At 64.7% G+C, this 19,885-nt stretch carries 13 protein-coding genes; 6 read left to right on the top strand and 7 right to left on the bottom strand.

Going from position 1 to position 19,885, the window contains the following annotated elements; all coding sequences use genetic code 11:
* Window positions 1–338: 338 nt before the first annotated feature.
* Both tfpZ and CKO27_RS14080 read left to right on the top strand, forming a co-directional pair.
* The gene (gene tfpZ, locus CKO27_RS14085) at window positions 339–1,082 is read left to right on the top strand and encodes a TfpX/TfpZ family type IV pilin accessory protein (RefSeq protein ID WP_200375540.1); all 744 of its coding nucleotides are present in this window, start codon (window positions 339–341) and stop codon (window positions 1,080–1,082) included.
* A gap of 166 nt (window positions 1,083–1,248) precedes the next feature.
* Window positions 1,249–1,371, top strand: coding sequence for an RtcB family protein (locus CKO27_RS14080; RefSeq protein ID WP_338116044.1), 123 nt, complete (start codon window positions 1,249–1,251; stop codon window positions 1,369–1,371).
* A gap of 223 nt (window positions 1,372–1,594) precedes the next feature.
* Here the strand turns inward: CKO27_RS14080 and CKO27_RS14075 are convergent, their stop codons facing one another.
* The 3 genes from CKO27_RS14075 to CKO27_RS14065 all read right to left on the bottom strand — a co-directional run bounded on the left by CKO27_RS14075 (window position 1,595) and on the right by CKO27_RS14065 (window position 5,599).
* Entirely contained in the window at window positions 1,595–3,169 is a 1,575-nt protein-coding gene (locus tag CKO27_RS14075) for an ATP-binding protein (protein WP_200375539.1), read from the bottom strand.
* Window positions 3,170–3,680: 511 nt separating this feature from the next.
* Complete coding sequence (locus CKO27_RS14070) at window positions 3,681–4,766, bottom strand: DUF3592 domain-containing protein (protein WP_200375538.1); 1,086 nt, start codon at window positions 4,764–4,766, stop codon at window positions 3,681–3,683.
* A 209-nt stretch (window positions 4,767–4,975) separates the two neighbouring features.
* Complete coding sequence (locus CKO27_RS14065) at window positions 4,976–5,599, bottom strand: VPLPA-CTERM sorting domain-containing protein (protein WP_200375537.1); 624 nt, start codon at window positions 5,597–5,599, stop codon at window positions 4,976–4,978.
* A 1,026-nt stretch (window positions 5,600–6,625) separates the two neighbouring features.
* Between CKO27_RS14065 and CKO27_RS14060 the strand changes: the two genes are divergently transcribed.
* Complete coding sequence (locus CKO27_RS14060) at window positions 6,626–6,877, top strand: hypothetical protein (RefSeq protein ID WP_200375536.1); 252 nt, start codon at window positions 6,626–6,628, stop codon at window positions 6,875–6,877.
* Window positions 6,878–7,041: 164 nt separating this feature from the next.
* On the opposite strand, the gene CKO27_RS14055 is transcribed toward CKO27_RS14060, so the two are convergent.
* Window positions 7,042–7,971: a DHH family phosphoesterase gene (locus CKO27_RS14055; protein ID WP_200375535.1), complete on the bottom strand. Its 930-nt coding sequence runs from the start codon at window positions 7,969–7,971 to the stop codon at window positions 7,042–7,044.
* A 176-nt stretch (window positions 7,972–8,147) separates the two neighbouring features.
* Here CKO27_RS14055 and CKO27_RS14050 point away from each other — a divergent pair, with 176 nt between their 5' ends.
* From CKO27_RS14050 to asnB, 3 genes are read left to right on the top strand one after another with little or no spacing between them, the layout of a single operon-like run.
* On the top strand, window positions 8,148–9,473 hold the full coding sequence (locus CKO27_RS14050; RefSeq protein WP_200375534.1) for an MFS transporter: 1,326 nt from the start codon (window positions 8,148–8,150) through the stop codon (window positions 9,471–9,473).
* 59 nt (window positions 9,474–9,532) lie between these two features.
* Window positions 9,533–10,750 carry a phosphatase PAP2 family protein gene (locus CKO27_RS14045; protein WP_338116042.1) on the top strand — a complete coding sequence of 406 codons (1,218 nt, stop codon included), beginning with the start codon at window positions 9,533–9,535 and terminating at the stop codon, window positions 10,748–10,750.
* Between the two features lie 23 nt (window positions 10,751–10,773).
* Window positions 10,774–12,594, top strand: coding sequence for an asparagine synthase (glutamine-hydrolyzing) (gene asnB / locus CKO27_RS14040; RefSeq protein ID WP_200375532.1), 1,821 nt, complete (start codon window positions 10,774–10,776; stop codon window positions 12,592–12,594).
* A gap of 293 nt (window positions 12,595–12,887) precedes the next feature.
* Here asnB and CKO27_RS14035 read toward each other — a convergent pair whose 3' ends face one another.
* From CKO27_RS14035 to CKO27_RS14025, 3 genes are all read right to left on the bottom strand, one after another.
* Window positions 12,888–13,529: a GNAT family N-acetyltransferase gene (locus CKO27_RS14035; RefSeq protein ID WP_200375531.1), complete on the bottom strand. Its 642-nt coding sequence runs from the start codon at window positions 13,527–13,529 to the stop codon at window positions 12,888–12,890.
* 164 nt (window positions 13,530–13,693) lie between these two features.
* Window positions 13,694–16,252 (bottom strand): EAL domain-containing protein, encoded by a 2,559-nt coding sequence (locus CKO27_RS14030; RefSeq protein WP_200375530.1) that lies wholly within the window; start codon window positions 16,250–16,252, stop codon window positions 13,694–13,696.
* Window positions 16,249–19,866 (bottom strand): response regulator, encoded by a 3,618-nt coding sequence (locus tag CKO27_RS14025; protein ID WP_200375529.1) that lies wholly within the window; start codon window positions 19,864–19,866, stop codon window positions 16,249–16,251. The genes CKO27_RS14030 and CKO27_RS14025 overlap by 4 nt, the downstream gene beginning before the upstream one ends.
* Window positions 19,867–19,885 lie beyond the last annotated feature (19 nt).

The following is a 19,885-nucleotide window of genomic DNA, read 5'->3' as shown; positions in this document are numbered from 1 at the left end:
GTGAAAGAAGAGACCAAGGGCTTGATCTACGCAACAAGGTCAAGGCCTTCAGGATGGGTTCAAGCTGCCTCGGTCTCGCGTGATGGGAGCTAACCATCACGAAATTCAAGATACAAGGATGGGTAGAACGGCCACGCTATGAATCCGAAGTTTGGCACGGACGCCGACTGGCCGTGAAACCCATCGACCACCGCTCCAAGGCTTGACGAAAACGCCCCCGCGCAACCGGGGGCGTTTTTCGTGGCGCGGTTCCGAGACGACGGCGCGGGGTTCGATGGGTTTCGCTTCGCTCTACCCATCCTACTTCGGACATGAACCCCTTCGACAGGACCACACCCATGACCAAAGGACGCGCCTTTGCTATCCATCTGACCGCCAGTGCCGCCGTGGTGCTGATCTTGTTCGGCATCATGCGGCTCGTCTGGTATCCAGCTCCCTATTTCGACATCAACGGCGGCTGGACGGTGTTGCGGATCCTGGCCGGCGTGGATGTGGTGCTCGGCCCTATCCTGACCCTGATCGCCTTCAAGCCCGGCAAGCCGAGCCTCAGGTTCGACATGAGCGTGATCGTGTCGCTGCAATTGGCGGCGCTGGTCTATGGCGGGTCGCTGATTTACCAGCAGCGCCCGGCCTTCACCGTCTTCGCGGTCGATCGCTTTACCGCCATCCCGGCGGCGGATGTCGAGTTCGATCGAATCCGCTATCCGGAGCTGAAACGCCTGATCGGCATCGGTCCCCTGCTCGCGGAGGCCCTTCCCCCGGAGGATCCGGAGGAGCGTCGGAAGGTGATGTTCGCCGTGGTGATGGATGGCGCGAAGGATCTGGAATACCGTGCCGAACTCTATCGTCCATACCGACCGGATCTGGAGCCACTCAGCCGGCGCGGTCTCGACATCGCTCGCCTGGCCGCCCAGGACGACGAGACCGAACGCGGCTTGACGCGGCTGCTCGAACGTCTCGGCGGAGCGGCCGGCGACTATCTTTACCTGCCGCTGCGTGGCCAGCACAGGGACATCATCCTGGTGCTCTCCCGCGCCGACGGCCAACCCGCCGGCTGGATCGACAGCGATCCCTGGCCGTGAACAAAACCGGAGCCGGGATGGGTGAACGGCCACGCGATGAAACCGAAGTTTGGCACGGTCGCTGACTGGCCGTGAAACCCATCGACCACCGCTCCAAGGCTTTTTTCAACATCGAGTTTGTCGCCGTTTGGGTGCTGTCTTATGTTCGTGACTCGGGGAATCCTCCATGACCGCTTCAGTCATCTCGCTCCCGGCCGCGTATAAGGATATCGACGAGGCCATGGCGAACCAGAGCGACCTGGTCGAGGTGGTGCATACCTTGAAGCAGGTATTGACGGTGAAGGGGTGAGCGGGTGAGCGCGGTGCTTGCCGTCCCGGAGCGGCGGCGAGCAAGGAGGCCGAAGTCAGGCCAAGGCCGGTCCATACCGCGCGGGATCCCTGTCGTGGGTTTGGCGGGGATCCTGCTCGCCGCCAAGCGCCCCTGTCTTCTGGAGTCCGTCGAGCCGCTGCTGGCGGACCTGTCACGACAGAGTTTCGGCTTCGAGTGCGCGATGCGATCAGCGCCGTCTGGATCAGGCCCGAATCAGGGTCACGCCGCGTCCGGTGGGCGTGTATTGTTCCAAACGAACGGTGCGCTCCTCGATCGGCGGCTGACCGGCGCGGCGGTCGAAGATCACCAGCCAGCCGGAGTCCAGCCCCAGACCGGCCAGATAGTCGTCGAGCTGGATCAGCCCATCGGCGAGCGGATCGGGTCGCCCATCGCGCCAGACCTTGAGTTCGATCCCCAGGGTCAGGCCGCCATAGCGCAGACAGAGATCCATCCGCCCCGAGCCGATGGCGTATTCGCGCTCCAGGCTTCCAGTCCCGTTGGTGACCCGATGCAGAAAGGCCATCAGCACCAGATGCGGGGCGATCTCGTGATAGGGCGCGCTCTTGAGCAGCGGCTCGCCGTGCTGGCGCCAGAAGGCGAGAAAAGCCTCCAGCAGTCGTTCGGCATCGAGCGAACCATCGGCGGCGAGCCAGCTCGGCGTGATCGCCGGTAGCGATGCCTGCGGCGTGAAGGCCAGCGCGCGCGGCAGCACTTCGCGATAGATGGGATTGGCGATGGTCAACCCGCGTCCCTGAACCTGACGGCACAGTCCCAGGTCGAGCAGGCATTGGATGTCCTCCTCCGGCACCTCGCCCAGCGCCGAGCCCGCGAGCATCGGCTCAATGATCCGGCGCACGCGCGGCTCCTGGAGCTTGTGGGCGAGCTGGTCGAGATGGGTGACACGCTCGACGATCATCGACTCCTTGGCCTGTTCGATGCGGTCGAGCGCGATCGTCTGACTTCGGTCGCGGCCCTCGCGGAGCTTGAAGCAGGCGCGATAGGCCAGCGCATTGACCAGCCACGGCTGGCCCAGGGTCAGCTCCCAGACCCGGTCGAGCGCCTCGGGTGTAAAGACCTGACCGGTCTCGGCCGTGTGCTCCAGCAGCAGCGTGCGCACTTCATCGGCATCGAAATCACCGAGTCTCAAGGATTCGGCCTTGATATTGAAGGCGCTGCCGCCGGTGATGGGCTCGGACTCGGAACTGGCGTGGATGCGATAGTCACGCAGATCGCGCACCCCGCACAGGATGATGGTCTGCGGAAAGGACTCTGGTCGTTTGGTATAGCCGGCGCGCAGTTGGCGCAGCAACCCGATCAGGGTGTCGCCGACCAGCGCATCGACCTCGTCGAGCAAAAGCACCAGCGGGCGCGGGGAGCGGGCGCACCAGCGCGCCAGAAACTCGCCGAAGGCCGAGCCGGGAGGCGTCGTCGCCAGGACTTCACGCGCCAGTGCCGGCGCCTCGGCATCGACCCCGACATCGCGCGCCCAGGACGCCAGATCGGTGACCATGGTCGGCATGGCCTCGGCAATGCGCTCGCGCAACGCCTGCGCACCTTCGAGATTGGCATAGACGGCCCAATAACGCCCTTCGCGATTGAGATGCTCCATCAACGCCAGCAGACAGGATGTCTTGCCGGTCTGACGCGGGGCATGGAGCAAAAAGTATTTTTTCTGGTCGATCAGGGTCAGGATCTCATCGAGATCCCAGCGCGAGAGGGGCGGCAGATGATAGTGATCCTCGGGTCGGATCGGCCCTTCGGTGTTGAAGAAACGCATCGGTCGACTCGCGGCGGCTGGTACAGGCTGGCCAGCATAGCACGTCGCTAAAACCACACGGACGATCGACCCAAATCCTATGTTTATCGGAGTCTTACCAGAAGTCGAACATCGCGTAATGCTTTGCTGTCCGGCGCGGCCAAAGCGGGACGGGGTTTGCAACCCCGTCCCGAACGTTTGCGCGGCCCTCGGTGGATCATGCTGGTGGCCGATGGCGTCAAACCGTTCCGGACGAGGCGAATGCCCCGTCCGGCTTGCGCGTTTTCGTCAAGCTTTGGAGCGGTGGTCGATGGGTTTCACGGCCAATCAGCATCCGCGCCAAACTTCGGCTTCATACCGTGGCCGTTCTACCCATCCTACTCGCTACTCGCTACTCGCTACTCGCTAGACCCAACGAACAGCCTGGGTAAAGGACACGACGGCCATCGGGAAAGTGATCGAACAGGACTTCACCGAAGATGCGGATGGGTAGAGATTGCCTGGTTATTCTCTTCACGAAGGCCACGATCGATCAGTTCCGAACCTCGTCCTCGATCTCACCAAGCCGTCGCAGGTTGAGCCGCGCGAGCAGACGACCGATCAGCAGGTGAGCGAGGAGCCCAGCCAGGGTGATTGAAACGAACCCTCCTAGAAACTGGTTTCGCTGATCCTTGACCCACCGTGGGTCATCGGCGATCAGTCGAGTCCGCTCCAGGCGCGCGGGATCGATCCAGAGCGGATACAGGCTGCCCGGCGCGAACGGCGCCAAGACCGCGTGGGCTGCTGACCGGTGGCTCCAGGCGCGTTCGACACACCCCAGTCGGGACGCCTGCCGCGGCTCGCCAGCCCATTCGTACTGGTAAGTCACCCTGGGTATCCAGACCGCCCTGGCTTTGCCGGATCGGGTCGTCCGCGACTCCTCGACGACATCAACCTGGCGGATCTCGGCCGTCGCTTGCGGCCAGTGCACGGACGCCTCAATGCAGATCAGCCCCTGCTGCATCTCCCAGGCTTGAACCAGCATCCAGCCACCGAAGGCGGCGAACAACGCGCCGTTGAGAAACAGCACGACGTTGATCAGCCGCGCGAAGCGCCGCTTCTGTTTCGCCAGGCCCGCCTGGTCGATTTTCACACCAATAAAATACTTGCCCGAGCGCCGAATCAGCAGTGTCCGGCTCCGGGATGAGTCGTAGACCGTGATCTGGCTTCGTGTCTGTTTCGGGTAGTCAAATTTCGATAACTGGAAGACACAGACCTGTTTGCGCGCGGGTGGCTCCTTCATCAGCACCACCGAGACGAGCCCTTCCCAGACCAGCGCCTGATTGAAAAGGAGCGTGGCATCCGCGGGAGTGACGGAGGCGAAGAGCCAGGCGGCCTCCCGCAGACGTTGCTCGGCCGTGTCGATCATCCCCCTGGTCAGGGACCAAACCAGCAGGGCGCTCACCAAGCCAAGGAGCGCCATCGGCAACATCGGCCAGAACACGAACAAGCGGCTCAACACCACCATCAGCAGACCGGCCACGGCCAGCAGCAGAACGAACACCCAACGCAGAACCCTCAGAATCCCGATGTTCCGTTTCAATCCATGAAGCGCGTGGGGCGGATCTTCAGGGGCCATGCTCGGATCTCCTCTCCGCGATCGCGCCGCCGCGGCTTCCTCTCATCCATCAGAAAACGTGGGCCGTTCCTGATGCATCCTGAGCTTATCGAAGGAAGAACGGGGGCATCTTCGCCGTTGGCTCTCCGAGGGGGAGGGTCTGAACGGTTATATTCCGCGAGCGGATCATGGAGCCGCGACAGCAGCCCCAGTGGTATAGCAAGAGTGGATCACAGAGTGGATTCCGCGCGCTTGTAACCGACGCCCACCAGACCGATCAACGCAGAGCCGAAGAGCCAAACGGCGGCGGGGAGAGGCACCGAGGACACGGTCACGCTCTTGACTTTGACATAGTCACAGTCTCTTGTCCTATTAGACCGGCAGGTGTCATTTGCCGCGGAGATGTACCACAGGTTGCTGGCACCGGTTAGGCTGGGGAAAGTGGTTCCATTATCGTATGCCGTGAGACTTCCCAAATTGGTACCGATTTCGAGATCGCCGTCATTACTGACCCATCCACGCGCGACGTCGGTAAGAGTAACCGCCTGCGAGAACTCGAGTTTGAAATACTCGACCCCGTTATAGTTGTCCAGAGCATGCCCGGGGTAGTTCTCTCCGCCGGCCCCGATTCCTCCATCCCAAAGTGTTACTTTCGTACTCTGGTTTCCGCTGAACGCGCTCACGGTCAGACTCAACCCATTCACGGTATATGACAATGAATCCGCCGGACAACCGTCAGAACCTGTACAGGTGTTATTGAAGTTAAAATCAACTGTTGCCGCATTCACAGCAGACCAACCACAGAAGGCGCCAAGCAGTCCGCCCATGCCTATCAACGTCCTTAAAATTCTCATCTTATGTCTCCAGATTACAACCTGTGATGGATTTCGAGCGGGTCTATGCCGCATCAGCGGATTCACGCCAACATTCGCGGTTCGCTCGAGCCTCCGACCCGGCTCAACGAAACCCGCATTCACTTAACCACTTCCACGACGAAACCGCCACGGCACTGAAATAAGCATTATTTATGCCATAATTTGCTCTGTCGGTACCCAAGGATCCGCCGGCCTCGCAGGGCAGGAGCCGTTCGGACACCCATCGACTTCGCTGACCCACGACCTAATAAACTGATTTCAAAGCCGCACGGAGTTGAGGATCGACGATGAGACGCACCGATGTCGCGGAACTTGGCACCTGATTATTTACCAAGCTCCGCTCTTGCAAGTGCTAATCACCCAGTAAGTTACTGATGATGCGTCGGGGAGTCCCGCGCAGTTACCTGGAGGGCCTGAGTAGCTCGGCCTAACCCGCCGGATTCCGACGAGCAACGGCAACAAGCGCCAAGAAACCTTTGATTTTAAAATGTTTATTTTGGGTGAAATGGGCTGAGGATCGTGAATAATCAGGACTTGGCATGGCGCGCTGATGCAGTCCGTCGGTGATCGCGCACGGCCCGGGGCTCGGCGGCATCGTCACAATTCCAAGACACCAGAGACACAAGAGAATAGAAGAACACTCTGTTCGGAGTGATTTTTCGCATCAACGATGTGTCGCGGGCGTGTCTCGCCTATGTGACGAACCCGGGGCATCGAAAACGACATCGACCGATTCGAGCCAAACGGCTGTTTCCCGATACCAGCTCCGCGGTCAGAGACTCTACCCGTACCGACCATCCTCCCCGAAACCGCTGGCGAATCATGCGCCACTCGACGTCAAGCGGCGGACACCTGACTCTCCCACATCCCGACCAAGACGACTGTCATCCGCACCGGGTTAGCGATACGGTATCGCACCCCGGCCCATAGCCTTTCGCCGGATCCCGAATCCTGTCCGCACCGACCCGTCACACTCATTCTGTTTCCCGCTCGGTCTCCCGACGAATGAACCGCTCAGTCAACATCGTCATCCCCATCGCGATCGCCTTGCCTACGGCACAGCCTGGTGGCTGCTCAACCGGCCCAACGAAGAGCCGCCGTGGACGACGCACCCATTCAGAGGAAAAAGGGGCAAGCGACGCGATTCCCGGCGCCTACGGGGGCATCGACTCGGGAATGGCGAACCGCAACGGCCTGGTCGAGACGGCCCAAGCCCTCAAGCAGGCGCTGGCGATCAAGGGGCCGGCTTCAACCTGAAACCAATGGCAGAACCGCGAAGAGGGGAAAGAACACAAGAGACTTCAAAGCCTTGGTCGATCCTGTGACGCTCACTCCATCAGAGGGTGACACCCGTGGGGATCGCAAGCCATGGTCTTTGTTCTTTCTTTCCCGCCATTGCGGTTCACTCCACTGGAATAGGCTCAACCGTCGGCGTTAATCCGCTCGATCAGCTCGGCCAGTACCTCTTCCGCCCGATCATTCCCAACCTGACAGGTGCCGGCGGCTTCATGTCCGCCGCCGCCGTATTCCAGCATCAACTCACCGATGTTGGTTCGGGAGCCGCGATCGAAGATGGACTTGCCGGTGGCGAACACCGTGTTCTGCTGCTTCAGGCCCCAGAGCGCATGAATGGAGATGTTGCACTGGGGGAAGAGGGCGTAAATCATGAAGCGGTTGCCGGCCCAGATGGTTTCTTCGCCGCGCAGATCCAGCACTACCAGGTTGCCATGGACGCTGGCGCAACGCTGGAGTTGCTCCTTGAACCGCGCCTCCTGCTCGAAATAGAGATCGACCCGTTCCTTGACGTCCGGCAGTTCCAGGATTTGGGCGATGCCGTGGTCCTTGCAGTAGTCGATGAGATCCATCATCAGGTTGTAGTTGGAGATGCGGAACTCGCGGAAACGGCCGAGTCCGGTGCGGGCGTCCATGAGGAAATTGAGCAGCACCCAGCCTTTGGGATTGAGCACCTCCTCGCGGTCGAACTGGGCCGAGTCGCCCTTGTCCACGGCAGCCATCATCTCGTCCCAGGCCGCCGGGAAGACTGAGTGGCCGCCATAGTGCCGCCAGACGACCCGCGCCGCCGAGGGGGCGTCGGGGTCGATGACATGATTGTCATGCCGGCCGACTCTCAGGGTCTCGGAGTGGTGATGATCGAAGGCGAGATGCACGCCCTCGACATAGGGCAGGTTGGTGGTGATGTCCTGGCTGGAGATCGCGATTCGCCCGTCCTGCATATCCTTGGGATGGACGAAGGCGATCTCCTCGATCAGCTTCAGGTGCTTGAGCAGAACGGCGCAGACCAGGCCGTCGAAGTCGCTACGGGTGACAAGGCGAAATCCGGACGTGGGCATCTGTATGCCTCCTGGCGAAGAGTGATGAGTCGTGCGCCGATCTTACGCAGTCGTGGCGCGAAAGACGACCGAGGACGGGCCAGTCCGTGACCAGCCTCACAAGCCCCGCCGCGCTCCTGTAACATGGAGCCCCGCCGCGCTCGCCGACTCCCATCCCGCGCCATTCAGGATCCACCATGACCATCGAACCCGCCGAGTTCCGACGCTTCGAGCGTCTGCGTTGGACCATCTACGCCATCCTGATCCTGGCCTACATGACGGCTTTCTTCCATCGCATGGCCCCCGGCGTCGTCTCGGCCGATCTCATGGCCGCCTTCCAGACCAGCGGCGCGGCGCTCGGCTCGCTGGCGGCCATGTATTACTACATCTATACCGCCATGCAGATCCCCGCCGGGGTGCTGGCCGACACCCTGGGCTCGCGCCTCGCGGTCAGCCTGGGCTGTCTGGTGGCCGGGGCCGGCTCGATTCTGTTCGGGCTCGCGGAGACCTTCGAGGTCGCCTCGGCTGGGCGTCTGCTGGTCGGGCTCGGGGTCTCGGTGATCTTTGTCGGACTCATGCGCTCCAACACCCAATGGTTCAGCGAGCGCAACTATGGCTCGATCAGCGGACTCACCCTGTTGCTCGGCAACCTGGGCGCGATTCTCGCGACCGGGCCGCTGGCCCTGGTGCTGCATGCGACCTCCTGGCGCAACGTCTTCGTCGGCATGGGTCTGCTGTCGGTGCTGATCGCCATCCTGAGCGCCATCCTGGTGCGTAGCCGACCCCAGGACGCGGGTCTGCCCTCGGTCCAGGAGATGGACGGACTGGAGCCGCATCCGCCGCGCGACCGTCACTGGCTGCTCGATCTGCGCGGGGTGCTGACCACGCGCGCGGTCTGGCCGAGCTTCTTCGTGATGTTCGGGGTGACCGGCAGCCTGCTGGCCTTCGCCGGGCTCTGGGGCGTGCCGCTGATGCGCGACGCCTTCGGACTGGATCGCACCCAGGCGTCGCTCTACACGACGCTCGCCCTGGCCGGCTTCGCGCTCGGCTGTCTGGCGATGGGGGCGCTCTCGGATCGACTGGGGCGGCGCAAGCCGGTCATCGTCGCGGCCAGCGCGCTGTCCCTGCTGCTCTGGCTGGCGCTCATCCTGCTGCCCTGGGGACCGGGCTGGAGCGGGCTGACGCTCTATGCCCTGCTCGGACTGGTGGCGGGGGGCTTCGTCGTCGGCTATGCCTCGGCGAAGGAGGTGGTGCCGCCCGGTGTCGCCGGCATGGCCATCGCACTGGTCAATACCGGGCTGTTCCTGGGCGCGGCCATCATGCAGCCGGCCTTCGGCTGGGCCATGGATCTGACCTGGGACGGCGTCCTGATCGACGGGGTAAGGCGCTATGCGCTCGCCGACTACCGGAATGGGCTCTGGCTCTCCGCCGGATTCGCCCTGCTGGCCCTGATCGCCGCGCTCTTCGCGCCGGAGACGCGCTGTCGTAACCTCACCCTCGCCCGACGGGCGCACGCGCATTGAGATTCGCCACCCGAACCGATACCCTCGCGCCTCCCATGTCTCCCTCGGCGGTCCCCCAGGTGCGGTTATTCGTCCACGCGAGTCCCCATTGGCGTTTTCAGCTCCTCGTGCTCGTCCTGCTCGCCCTGGTCGGCACCCTGCCCTTCTGGATCACGGACCTGGATCTCCGAGCGGCGGCGATCTTTTATCATCCCGAGGCGGACGACCCCTGGTTCGAGTCCCGCGAGGCGCTCTGGCTGTTCTTCTATCAGGCCGCGCCGCTGCTGGTCGGTCTGGTCACGATCGGCAGTCTGCTGGTGATCGGAGCCGGCTCCATCTGGGCGCGCTTCGCCCGTCTGCGTCTACACGCCATCTTTCTGCTCGCCACCGCCCTGCTTGGCCCTGGCCTGATGGTCAACGCCATCCTCAAGGATCACACCGGCCGGCCGCGTCCCCATCAGACGCTCGAACTGGGCGGAACCGAGACCTATCTGCCGCCCCTGGTCATGGGCGAGCCGGGCCAGGGCAAGTCCTTTCCCTGCGGTCACAGCTCGGCCGGCTACATGCTGGGCGCCTTCTTCCTGATCTGGCGGCGAAGGCGTCCGCAGCTGGCCTATCTGGCGCTGGCCGGCTCCATCGTGCTGGGCACGCTGCTTGGGATCGGGCGCATGAGCGCCGGGGATCACTATCTGTCCGACATCATCTGGTCGGCCGTGATCGCCTATGGCCTGGCCTTCGCGCTCTATTACTTCGTGCTGCGCGTCCCACAGCGGGAAGACCGTCTGGCCCTGGAGCCACCGGCCGCGCACCAGCCGCCGAAACACCCGCTCGCCCTGGCAATCGGCTACGGACTGGCCTCCGCCGTCCTGGTGTTCGGCGTGCTTCTGGCGACCCCGGTGCATCAGAACCGCTCGCAGGAGGTGATCCAGTCGAGCTACGACCCGCCGCCGCGCGTGCTGCGACTCCTCGCCGACGAGGCGCGGATCAGTCTGGTCTGGCACGACTGGCCGGAGCGCTCCGCCCTCATCCTGCTCAAGGGACGCGGCTTCGGTCTGCCGGGAACCCGGGTGCGGGACTCCCTGGTCGCGAAGGATGGGGTTCTGACATTCGAGGTCCAGCACTCGGGCGTCTTCACCGAAAAGGACACCAGCCTGGTCGTCGGCGCGGTCGCGCGCGACTGGGACCGCATCGAGATCCAAACCCAGACCGGCGACATCCGGGTCCAACTCATCCCCGCCCAAGGCCCGGAACTCGAACTCTCCACCAAAAACGGCCAAGTGCTGCGCGACACCCTTTGATCTGACAACCGACAACTAAAAAAATGTGCGGCATCGCCGGATTCATCCTGAGCCATGGCCGGCGGCCGGAGCCCGACCAACTCGCCCGCATGGCCGACCAACTCGCCCATCGCGGCCCGGACGACAGCGGTCTCTATGATTCGGGTCCGGTCGGACTGGCGCAGACGCGGCTGTCCATCATCGGTCTGGCGACCGGCCATCAGCCCATGGTCTCGGAGGATGGCCAGCTCGCCCTGGCCGCGAACGGCGAGGTCTACAACTACATCGAGCTGAACGCCGAGCTGCGCGAGCAGGGCCGCCGGCCGCGCACCGATTCGGACTCCGAGACCATCCTGCACGCCTATGCCGTGCATGGGCTCGGTTTCCTCGACCGGCTGCGCGGCATGTACGCCTTCGCCCTGCACGACGCCCAGGCCGGACGCCTGATCCTCGGGCGCGACCGGCTCGGCATCAAACCGCTCTTCTATGTCCGCCTGCCCGATCGCATCGCCTTCGCCTCCGAGATCAAGGCGTTGCTGCCGATCCTGCCAGAACGGCCCCAGGTCGTCGCGAGCGCGCTGCGCCAGTTCCTCCAGAACCAGTTCGCGAGCGGCGAGGAGACGCCGGTCGCCGGCATCCGACGGGTCTTGCCGGGCGAGGCGCTGCTGATCGACGCCGATCTGAACATCCAGCGCCATCGCTACTGGTCCGCGCTCGATGTCGCGCCGCGCGCCATCGGTTTCGAGGAGGCCCGCGCCGAGCTGGATGGACTCATGAACGCCGCCATGCGCGAGCACATGCGCTCGGATGTCCCCTTCGGACTCTTTCTCTCCGGCGGGGTGGACTCGGCGGTGCTCGCCGCCATGCTGCACGCCCATGGCGCGGGGCGCATCAAGAGCTACTCGGTCGGCTACAAGGGCACGGCCATGGCCCATGAGCTGGACGAGGCCGCGCGCGTCGCCGAGCATTTCGGACTCGATCACCAGCCGCTGGAGCTGGAGCTGGAGCAGGTCTTCGGACGCCTCCCGCACAGTATCTGGTGCGCCGACGAACTGATGCGCGACTACGCCTGTCTGCCGACCTCCATCCTGGCCGAGACGGCCGGCGCGGACCTGAAGGTGGTCTTCTCGGGCGAGGGCGGCGACGAGGTCTTCGCCGGCTATGGACGCTATCACCCGCGCCCCGCCGAGCGCTGGTTCAAGTCGGTCATCCATCCCGGCAGCGGGGGCTTTCGCACCCGCGGACAGTGGTCCGGGCGCTGGTCGCGACGGCTGTTCGGACCCGCCCTGCGCGCCGCGCCGGAACCGGATCGCGCGCCCTTCCTGCGCGCCTGGAAGGAGACCCCCAGGTCCTGGTCGGACATGCGGCGACGCCAATACACGGACCTGGTCACGGCGCTGCCGGACAACCTGCTGGTCAAGACCGATCGCATGCTGATGGGGTTCGGACTGGAGGGGCGCGTCCCCTTTCTGGACCATCGTCTGGTGGAATTCGGTCTCTCCCTGCCGGATTCGCTCAAGGTGCGTCGCCACCAGGGGAAATGGCTGCTCAAGCGCTGGGCCGAGCCGCTTCTGCCGCCCGGTCATCTGGACCGCCCCAAGCGCGGTTTCCATGTCCCGGTCGGCGACTGGCTGCGTGGGGCGGTCGCGGACGAGGTCGGTCGGCGTCTGTCGAACAACCGAGGTATCCGCGACTGGTTCCAGGCCGACGCCATCCCGGCCCTGGTTGCCGCCCGCCAGGCCGGCCGAGGCGGCGGACGCGAGCTGTTCGGGCTCATGCAGTTCGCCATCTGGCATCGGCTCTTCATCGAGTCGCCGGGGCTCAAACCCGCTCCGGACGAGGATCCCCTGGACTGGATCGGCTAGAGGATCGTGACGGAGTCTTTCCGGAACGGGCTTGAGCGACCGAGCGCCGGTCCCAGTTGCCTCCTTTCAACCTAGAAAGAGCCGTCAGCCGCCAGCGATCAGCCTCCAGCCGTTGTATGGCCGAGGGGTTGCGCTCCACGCGCCGATCCTCTCGATTGGGCACCTTCTGGGCCTCGGAGCGCACAGGATGGGCACGTTTCGCTTTGCCCATCGAACCGTGCCAATGTGTCATCCGGCACACTCCTGAATTCGCCGTGGCTTGCAAGATGGGCATCGCTCTCGCTCGGCCCATCCTACCGGTCCGACCCCACCCCTATTGGTTCCGCTCGGTCCGCCTGTCCGTCCAGCCGCTTGAGCCAGAAGATCATGGGCTTGGGGCTTGGCTCGGCCTCGTCCAGATCCTTCCAGGTATAGCGGGTCCGCAGTTCGGGGTGCCGGACGTAGCCGCGCCGGGTCCAGAAGGCGTCCAGCGGGACATGGCCGGGCGGACGGCGCGGATGATCGGGCGGGCGATCCACGGCGCAGAAGGCAGTCTGGGCAAAGCGGCCAAGCTCGCGCGCGAAACCTTCCCGCTCGACGAAGAACCGCGCGCCCAGACCGCGCCCCCGGTACTCGGGTAGCAGAACGGATTCGCCAAGATAGAAGATCCGTTCGGGATCATGCCCCTGGGACAGGAAGGGACGCTTGAAGTCCGGCGTTTCATCGGCCATGGGCACCCCGGTCGAGGCGCCGACCACCCGGTCGCCGTCCAGGACGAGCACGAAGAGGCTCTCCGGCGAGCGGCTGTAGGTGTCCAGATATTGCTTCTCGTAGTCCATGTCGCCGTCGTAGAGATAGGGCCAATCGCGAAAGACCTGGAGGCGCAGACGCGCCAGGTCGTCGAGATGGGGTGCGATGGCCGCGCCGCTACAGCGTCGGATGCTCAGGTCGGACATGCGGAATCCTCCGATATGGGATCCGCCATGATAGACGGTTCGTCGCTCAAAACAGGGCCTAGGAGCGTACAGGATGGGCACGCTTCGCTTTGCCCATCCACGGGTCGAACCCAGGCCGGGTTGTAGTTTCACAACCTCTCGGCCGGTGCTTCCAGGGGCCAAATTCAGGACGGGCGGTCATCCTTGAGAAAGCGCGTGATCTCCTCCACCGGCAGTGGCCGGCTGACCAGATAGCCCTGCATCACGTCGCATCGGTGCGCGCGCAGATAGTCCGCCTGGTCTTGTTCTTCGACGCCCTCGGCGATGATTTCGAGACCGAGGCTGTGACCGAGCGCGATGATGGCCTTGACGATCGAGGCGTTGCCGCTGTTGGTGGTGACGTCGCGCACGAAGGAGAGGTCGATCTTGAGTTTATGCACCTCGATCCGCTGCAAATAGGCGAGCGAGGAATAGCCGGTGCCGAAGTCGTCGATCGACAGACGCACGCCCAGCGCCCGCAGCTCCGCCAGGGCCTTGAACGACTGGTCGCGATCGAGCATGACGAAGCTCTCGGTGATCTCCAGCTCCAGCCGATCGGGCGGGATGCCGGTCTCGCGCAGGGCGTCCTTGACCGACTCCACCAGTTGGCCGCGACTCAACTGGACGGCGGAGACGTTCACCGCCGTCTGGCGCGGCGCCAGCCCCGCCTCCAGCCAGGTCTTGATCTGGCGGCAGGCACGGCGCAGCACCCAATCGCCCAGGCGCACCACCAGGCCGCTCTCCTCGGCCAGCGGGATGAAGGCGCCGGGCGGAATCATGCCGCGTTGCGGATGCCGCCAGCGCACCAGCGCCTCCAGGCCGACGACCGCGCCGCTGGCCAGGTCGATCTGGGGTTGATAGTGCAGCAACAGCTCATCGCCCTCGATCGCGCGACGCAGGTCGGCCTCGAGCGTCAGGCGGTCCTTGGCCCGCTGGGTCATCTCCGGGGAGAAGAAGCGCAGGATGCCGCGTCCCTGCTGCTTGGCCTGGTAGAGCGCGGCGTCGGCGTTGCTTTGCAGGGTTTCGCCATCCAGCCCGTCGGCGGGATAGAGGGCGATGCCGATGCTGGCGCCGATATAGACACTTTGACCGTCGATCTGGAAGGGCTCTCCCAAGGCGTCGATCAGATGCTGGGCGATCAGGTCGATGCCGGGCAGGTTCGGGTCGCGCTCCAGGAGGAGGTTGAATTCGTCGCCGCCGATGCGCGCCATGGCATGGCCCTCGGGCAGCAGGCTCTGGAGTCGCTTGCCGACCCCGATCAGCAGCTGGTCTCCGAGACTGTGGCCGAGGCTTTCGTTGATGGTCTTGAAGTTGTCGAGGTCGAGAAACAGGAGCGCGAACTGGCCATGGCTGACCTCGGCCTGCGCGATCGCGTGCGTCAGCAGTTCCCGGAACAGCGAGCGGTTGGGCAGGCCGGTCAGGGGATCGCGATGGGTGAGGAAATCGACCTTCTGCTCGGCGTGACGACGCGCCGTGATGTCGCGGTTGGAGCCGCGCCGTCCCAGGTATTTTCCCGCCTCATCGAAGACCGGCTTGCAGAGATTCTCGATCCAGTGCTCGGCGCCGTCGCGGGCCTGGATGCGGAAGACCAGTGATCCGCGATCGGTGCTCGCGGTCATGTCCGCCTCCCGCGCGAGCCAGGCTTCCCGATCCTCCGGATGGATGAGGCTTTCCATGAGCGCGCTATCGGCGAAGAACTCCGCCGGCGCGTGGCCCGAGACCTCCAGACTGGCGGGCGACATGTAGAGATAGCCGCCGTCGGGCGCCATCCAGTATTCCCAGTTGGGCGAGTAGTCAGCGAGGATGCGGTACTTCTCCTCGCTCTGCTCCAACAGGGCCGTGCGCTGCGCCACCTGCGTTTCGAGCCCCTGGCGCAAGCGGGCGAGTTCCAGATGGGTGCGCACGCGGGCGCGTACCTCGTCGATGTCGAACGGCTTGGTTATGTAGTCGGCCGCTCCGACCTCGAAACCCTTGACCTTCTCCAGGGTTGCGTCGGCCACGGTCAGGAAGATGACCGGAATCCGGTTGCCCGTCGGCAGGGCTTTGATGCGGCGACAGGTTTCGTAGCCGTCCATCTCCGGCATCAGGATATCGAGCAGTACCAGATCGGGCGGGGCCGGACCCTCGACCAGCTTGATGGCCTTGGGACCGTTGCAGGCGACCAGGAGGCGGTAATCGTCCTTGAGCGATTCCAGCAGCTCGTGAATATTGTCCGGGACATCGTCGACCATGAGGAGCGTGGGGCGATGATCCGGATCGGATCGCGCGGTGGGATCGAACCGCATGGGGTATCTCCGGTAATGCCTGAGTTCGAGCTGGGTGCGCACCCGCAAACGGAGCAGGTCCGGGTTGACGGGCTTGGTGATGTAGTCGGCCACCCCGAGTTTGAGGCCGCGCGCCTCGTCGGCGGACTCGGCCAGCGCGGTGACGAAAATGACCGGGATGTCGGACGTTCCCGGATCGGCCTTGAGATGGGCGAGCACGGAGTAGCCGTCCATGCCCGGCATCTTGATGTCGAGCAGGATGAGATCCGGCTGGGGCTCGCGCCGGGCCAGCTCGATGGCCTTGTCGCCACTGGTCGCGGCGGTGATCGCATAGTCGTCGCGCAGGATGTTCATCAGCGCGTGCAGATTCTCATGCACGTCGTCGACGATGAGGATACGCGGGCGAGCGGTGGCGCTGGAGGTTTGGATCGGTTGGCTCATGTGGCGTCCTTCATGCGGGCTTGCAGTGCGTTCAGTCGGGCCAGCGCCTCATCGACCGCGAACACATCGACCTGGGCGGCGATGGCGGCGATCTCGGCCTCCAGGGCGGTGCCGCCCACCCCCGCGCGCAGCTCCGCGAGCAAGGGCTCGGCGGCTCCCAGATCATAGGTCAGGGCTTGGGCCAACCGCTCCACCAGGTCGCGCAACCGCTCAGGGGCGAGCGGAGCGGCGGTCGGCGCGATGACTGGCGGCGCGCTGGCGGCCAGTCCGTCGATCTCGTCCATCACCTGCCCCAACAGGGCACGCATCGCCCCCAGCGCGCTGGCGTCCAGCGGCTCGCCCTGTTTGAGCCGTGTGTCGATCTCGGCCACCTGGGCGTAGAGCGCCTGGGCACCGATGTTGCCGACCACGCCCTTGAGGGCGTGACAATAGTCCTCCGCCGCGGCTGGTCCCGAGCGCGCGGCGCGGCGCTCCAGTTCGTCGACCGCGTCGGCATAATGCTCGCGGAAGCGGCGTAGCTGCTTGCGATAGGCGTCCGGCTTGCCGCCGATGCGGCGCACCCCCTCGCGGGTGTCGAGGCTGGTCAGGGCGAGCAGGTCGGGCGGGAACGCCTCGGGCAAGGGCGCGGGCGCGGGCAACGCCGGCCCGCCCGTCCGTTGCACCGGGCGCTCGATCCATTTCGCCAGCACCGCCATCAGGTGATCGGGCGCGATCGGCTTGGTGACGTGGTCGTTCATCCCCGCCGCCTGGCTGCGCTCGCTGTCCTGCGCCATCGCCAGCGCGGTCATGGCGATGATCGGCAGGGTGGCGAAAGACTCGCCTCCGGGCGTTTGCGCCAGGGCGCGGATCTGGCGGGTGGCGTCGAGCCCGTCCATCACCGGCATCTGGATGTCCATCAAGACGGCGTCGTAAGTGCGCCGCTGCACCTGCTCGACGGCCTCCTGGCCATTCACCGCCTCGTCCACCTCGATGCCTTCGCTGCGCAGCAGTTCGACGGCGAATTCGCGGTTGATGTCGTTGTCCTCGACCAAGAGCAGGCGCGCGCCCGCCAGTTGGCCGCTGGTCGCCAGCTCGGGCGTGCGCGCATGGCCGCGATCCGTCGCGCCGAGAACGCGGCCGCGCCCCAGGACGGTGAGCGTGGTGTCGAGCAGGGTCGAGGGCGAGACCGGCTTGATCAGGAAGCCATCCACGCCCGCCTGCTCGGCCAGCCGGATCACGTCCTCGCGGCCATAGGCGGTCACCATCACCACCTTGGGCTGGCGCGGGATGGCCGGATCGCGATGGATGCGCTGGGTCGCCTCGTCGCCGTTCATGCCGGGCATGCGCCAGTCCATCAGCACCAGGTCGTAGGGATGCTCGGCGGCGGCTTCGAGCGCGGCCAGCGCGGCCGGCCCGCTCGGCGCGGTGCCCACGTCGAGCTGAAAGAAGCGCAGCATTTCGGCCAGGATCGCGCGCGAGACCTCATTGTCATCCACCACCAGCGTGCGGATGCCCTTGAGCAGGGGACCGGCCTGTTCGACCAGCGCTTGGCGATGCGCCTGGGCCGCTTGGGCGATCCCGAGCCGCACCGTGAAGCAGAGGGTCGAGCCCTTGCCGGGCTGGGAGTCCTCGATCCAGATGCGCCCGCCCATCAGCTCGACCAGATTCCGGCAGATCGCCAGCCCCAGCCCGGTGCCGCCGAAACGGCGCGTGGTCGACTGATCGGCCTGGATAAATTTCTCGAACAGCCGCGTCTGCACCTCGGGCGTCATGCCGATCCCGGAATCGCGCACGCAGACCTGAAGGGTCAGCTCGGTCTCGCTGCTCGCGAGACAGCGCAGCGCCAGCTCGACTTCGCCCTGGTCGGTGAATTTCACGGCGTTGCCGCACAGATTGAGCAGCACCTGACCGAGCCGCAGCGGATCGCCCACCAGGGTCGGCGGGATGGCGATGTCGTAGCGGATCAGGAACTCGATGCCCTTGTGCTCGGCCTGCGTCCCGATGACATCGGTCAGTTGCTCCAGGACGGCGTCGAGCCCGAAGTCGACCTGCTCGATGTCGAGCTTCCCGGCCTCGATCTTGGAGAAATCCAGGATGTCGTTGATCAGACCCAGGAGCGTGTGCGCGGACCCCTGGGCCTTGGTCAACTGGTTGCGCAGACCGGCCGGAAGATCATTCCTGAGGGCCAGATAGAGCATGCCGAGAATGGCATTCATCGGGGTGCGAATCTCATGGCTCATGTTGGCCAGGAAGTCCGACTTCATGCGCGTTGCCTCCTCGGCCAGCGCCTTGGCGTTGCAAATCTCCTCCATCGCGGCGCGCTCGGCGGTGATGTCCTCGAAGACAGCCACCACACCCTTGTCGCGATCGGCGACATCAATGGCGCGCGCGGACAGCCGCGCCCAGAACTGGCTGCCATCCTTGCGCGTGAGCCGATAGTCGCGGCGATCGGTCTCGCCGCGCCACACCGCGAGATAGCCCTTGCGCCCCATGGCGGCCCAGGCGTCGTCGTCCGGGTTCCAAATCCGCGTCGGTTGGCCGATCTGCTCGCCACGGGCGTAGCCGAGCATCTCGTCCAGGCGTTGATTGCAGCGCACGATCACCCGTTCCTTCATCAGCACGATGCCGACGGAGGCGGTATCGAACAAGGCTTTCAGCTCGGCGGTACGCGCGTCGATCAAGCGTTCGAGATTGACGCGCTCATCGCGCAGTTCCTGCGTGGTCGCGACCAGGGCGCGGGTGCGCTGATCCACCAGCCAGCGCAACAGCAGACTGAGCGAGAGCAACAGCAAGAGTCCAAGCCCCAATCCGGCCAGCGACCACTGCACCCAGCGCGGCATCAGCATCTCGGGCGGCAGGGCCATGGTGCGGTGCAGCGCGTCGAAATAGGGCGACTCCGCATCGCGCCGCCAGCGGGTCAGATTGGCGTCGATGCGCCCCAGCAGATCGGCATTACGCCCCTTGGCGGTGGCGAAATAGAGGGTCGAGGGCAGAAAGACGATCGGCGTTTCCTGCAAGCGATAGCGGATGCCGTTCCGGGCGGCGAAGAAGCTGTTGGTCACGACCGCGTCGGCCTCGCCCGCAGCCACCGCCGCGTAGCCCTGATCCAGCGAGGCGACTGGCACCGGCTGGTAGGCGTAATGGTCGCCCGTCATCAACTGATCGAAGAATTTCTGCTGAATGCCGCCTTGCAGGATGGCGACGCGCTTGCCGGCGAGGTCGGCCACCGAGAGCACCGTCAGATGCGGATCGCTATAGACCTGCGACCAACTGTTGGCGACCGAGACGCGGTGGAAATCGAAACGCCGTGCCCGCTCGCTGGAAAAGGCCACGTCCGGCATCAGGTCGAGCTGGCCTTGCTCCAGTTGTTCGAGGCACTTGGCCCACTCGCAGGGGACGTATTGCAGCCGCCAGCCCTCGTTGTGCGCCATCGTCTCCAGCAGCTTGATGAAGAGGCCGGCCGGTCGGCCGTTCTCGTCGGTATAGACCTTGGGAGCGTTTTCGTAGAGGCCGACCCTGACCTCCCGCTCGCGCCGCTCGCCATCGGCCGCGTCGTACCACTGCCAAGCTGCGACCGCCAATAGGGCCAGCGTTGCCAGGAGGGCGATGAGCGATAGGCGATGGATGCGCTGCATGCGGTGACCGAAGGCTGGG

This window comes from Thiocystis violacea (genome assembly GCF_016583575.1).
Lineage (GTDB): Bacteria > Pseudomonadota > Gammaproteobacteria > Chromatiales > Chromatiaceae > Thiocystis > Thiocystis violacea.
The sequence above is the reverse complement of the archived record's forward strand: the minus strand, read 5'-3'. Positions and strand labels throughout refer to the sequence as shown.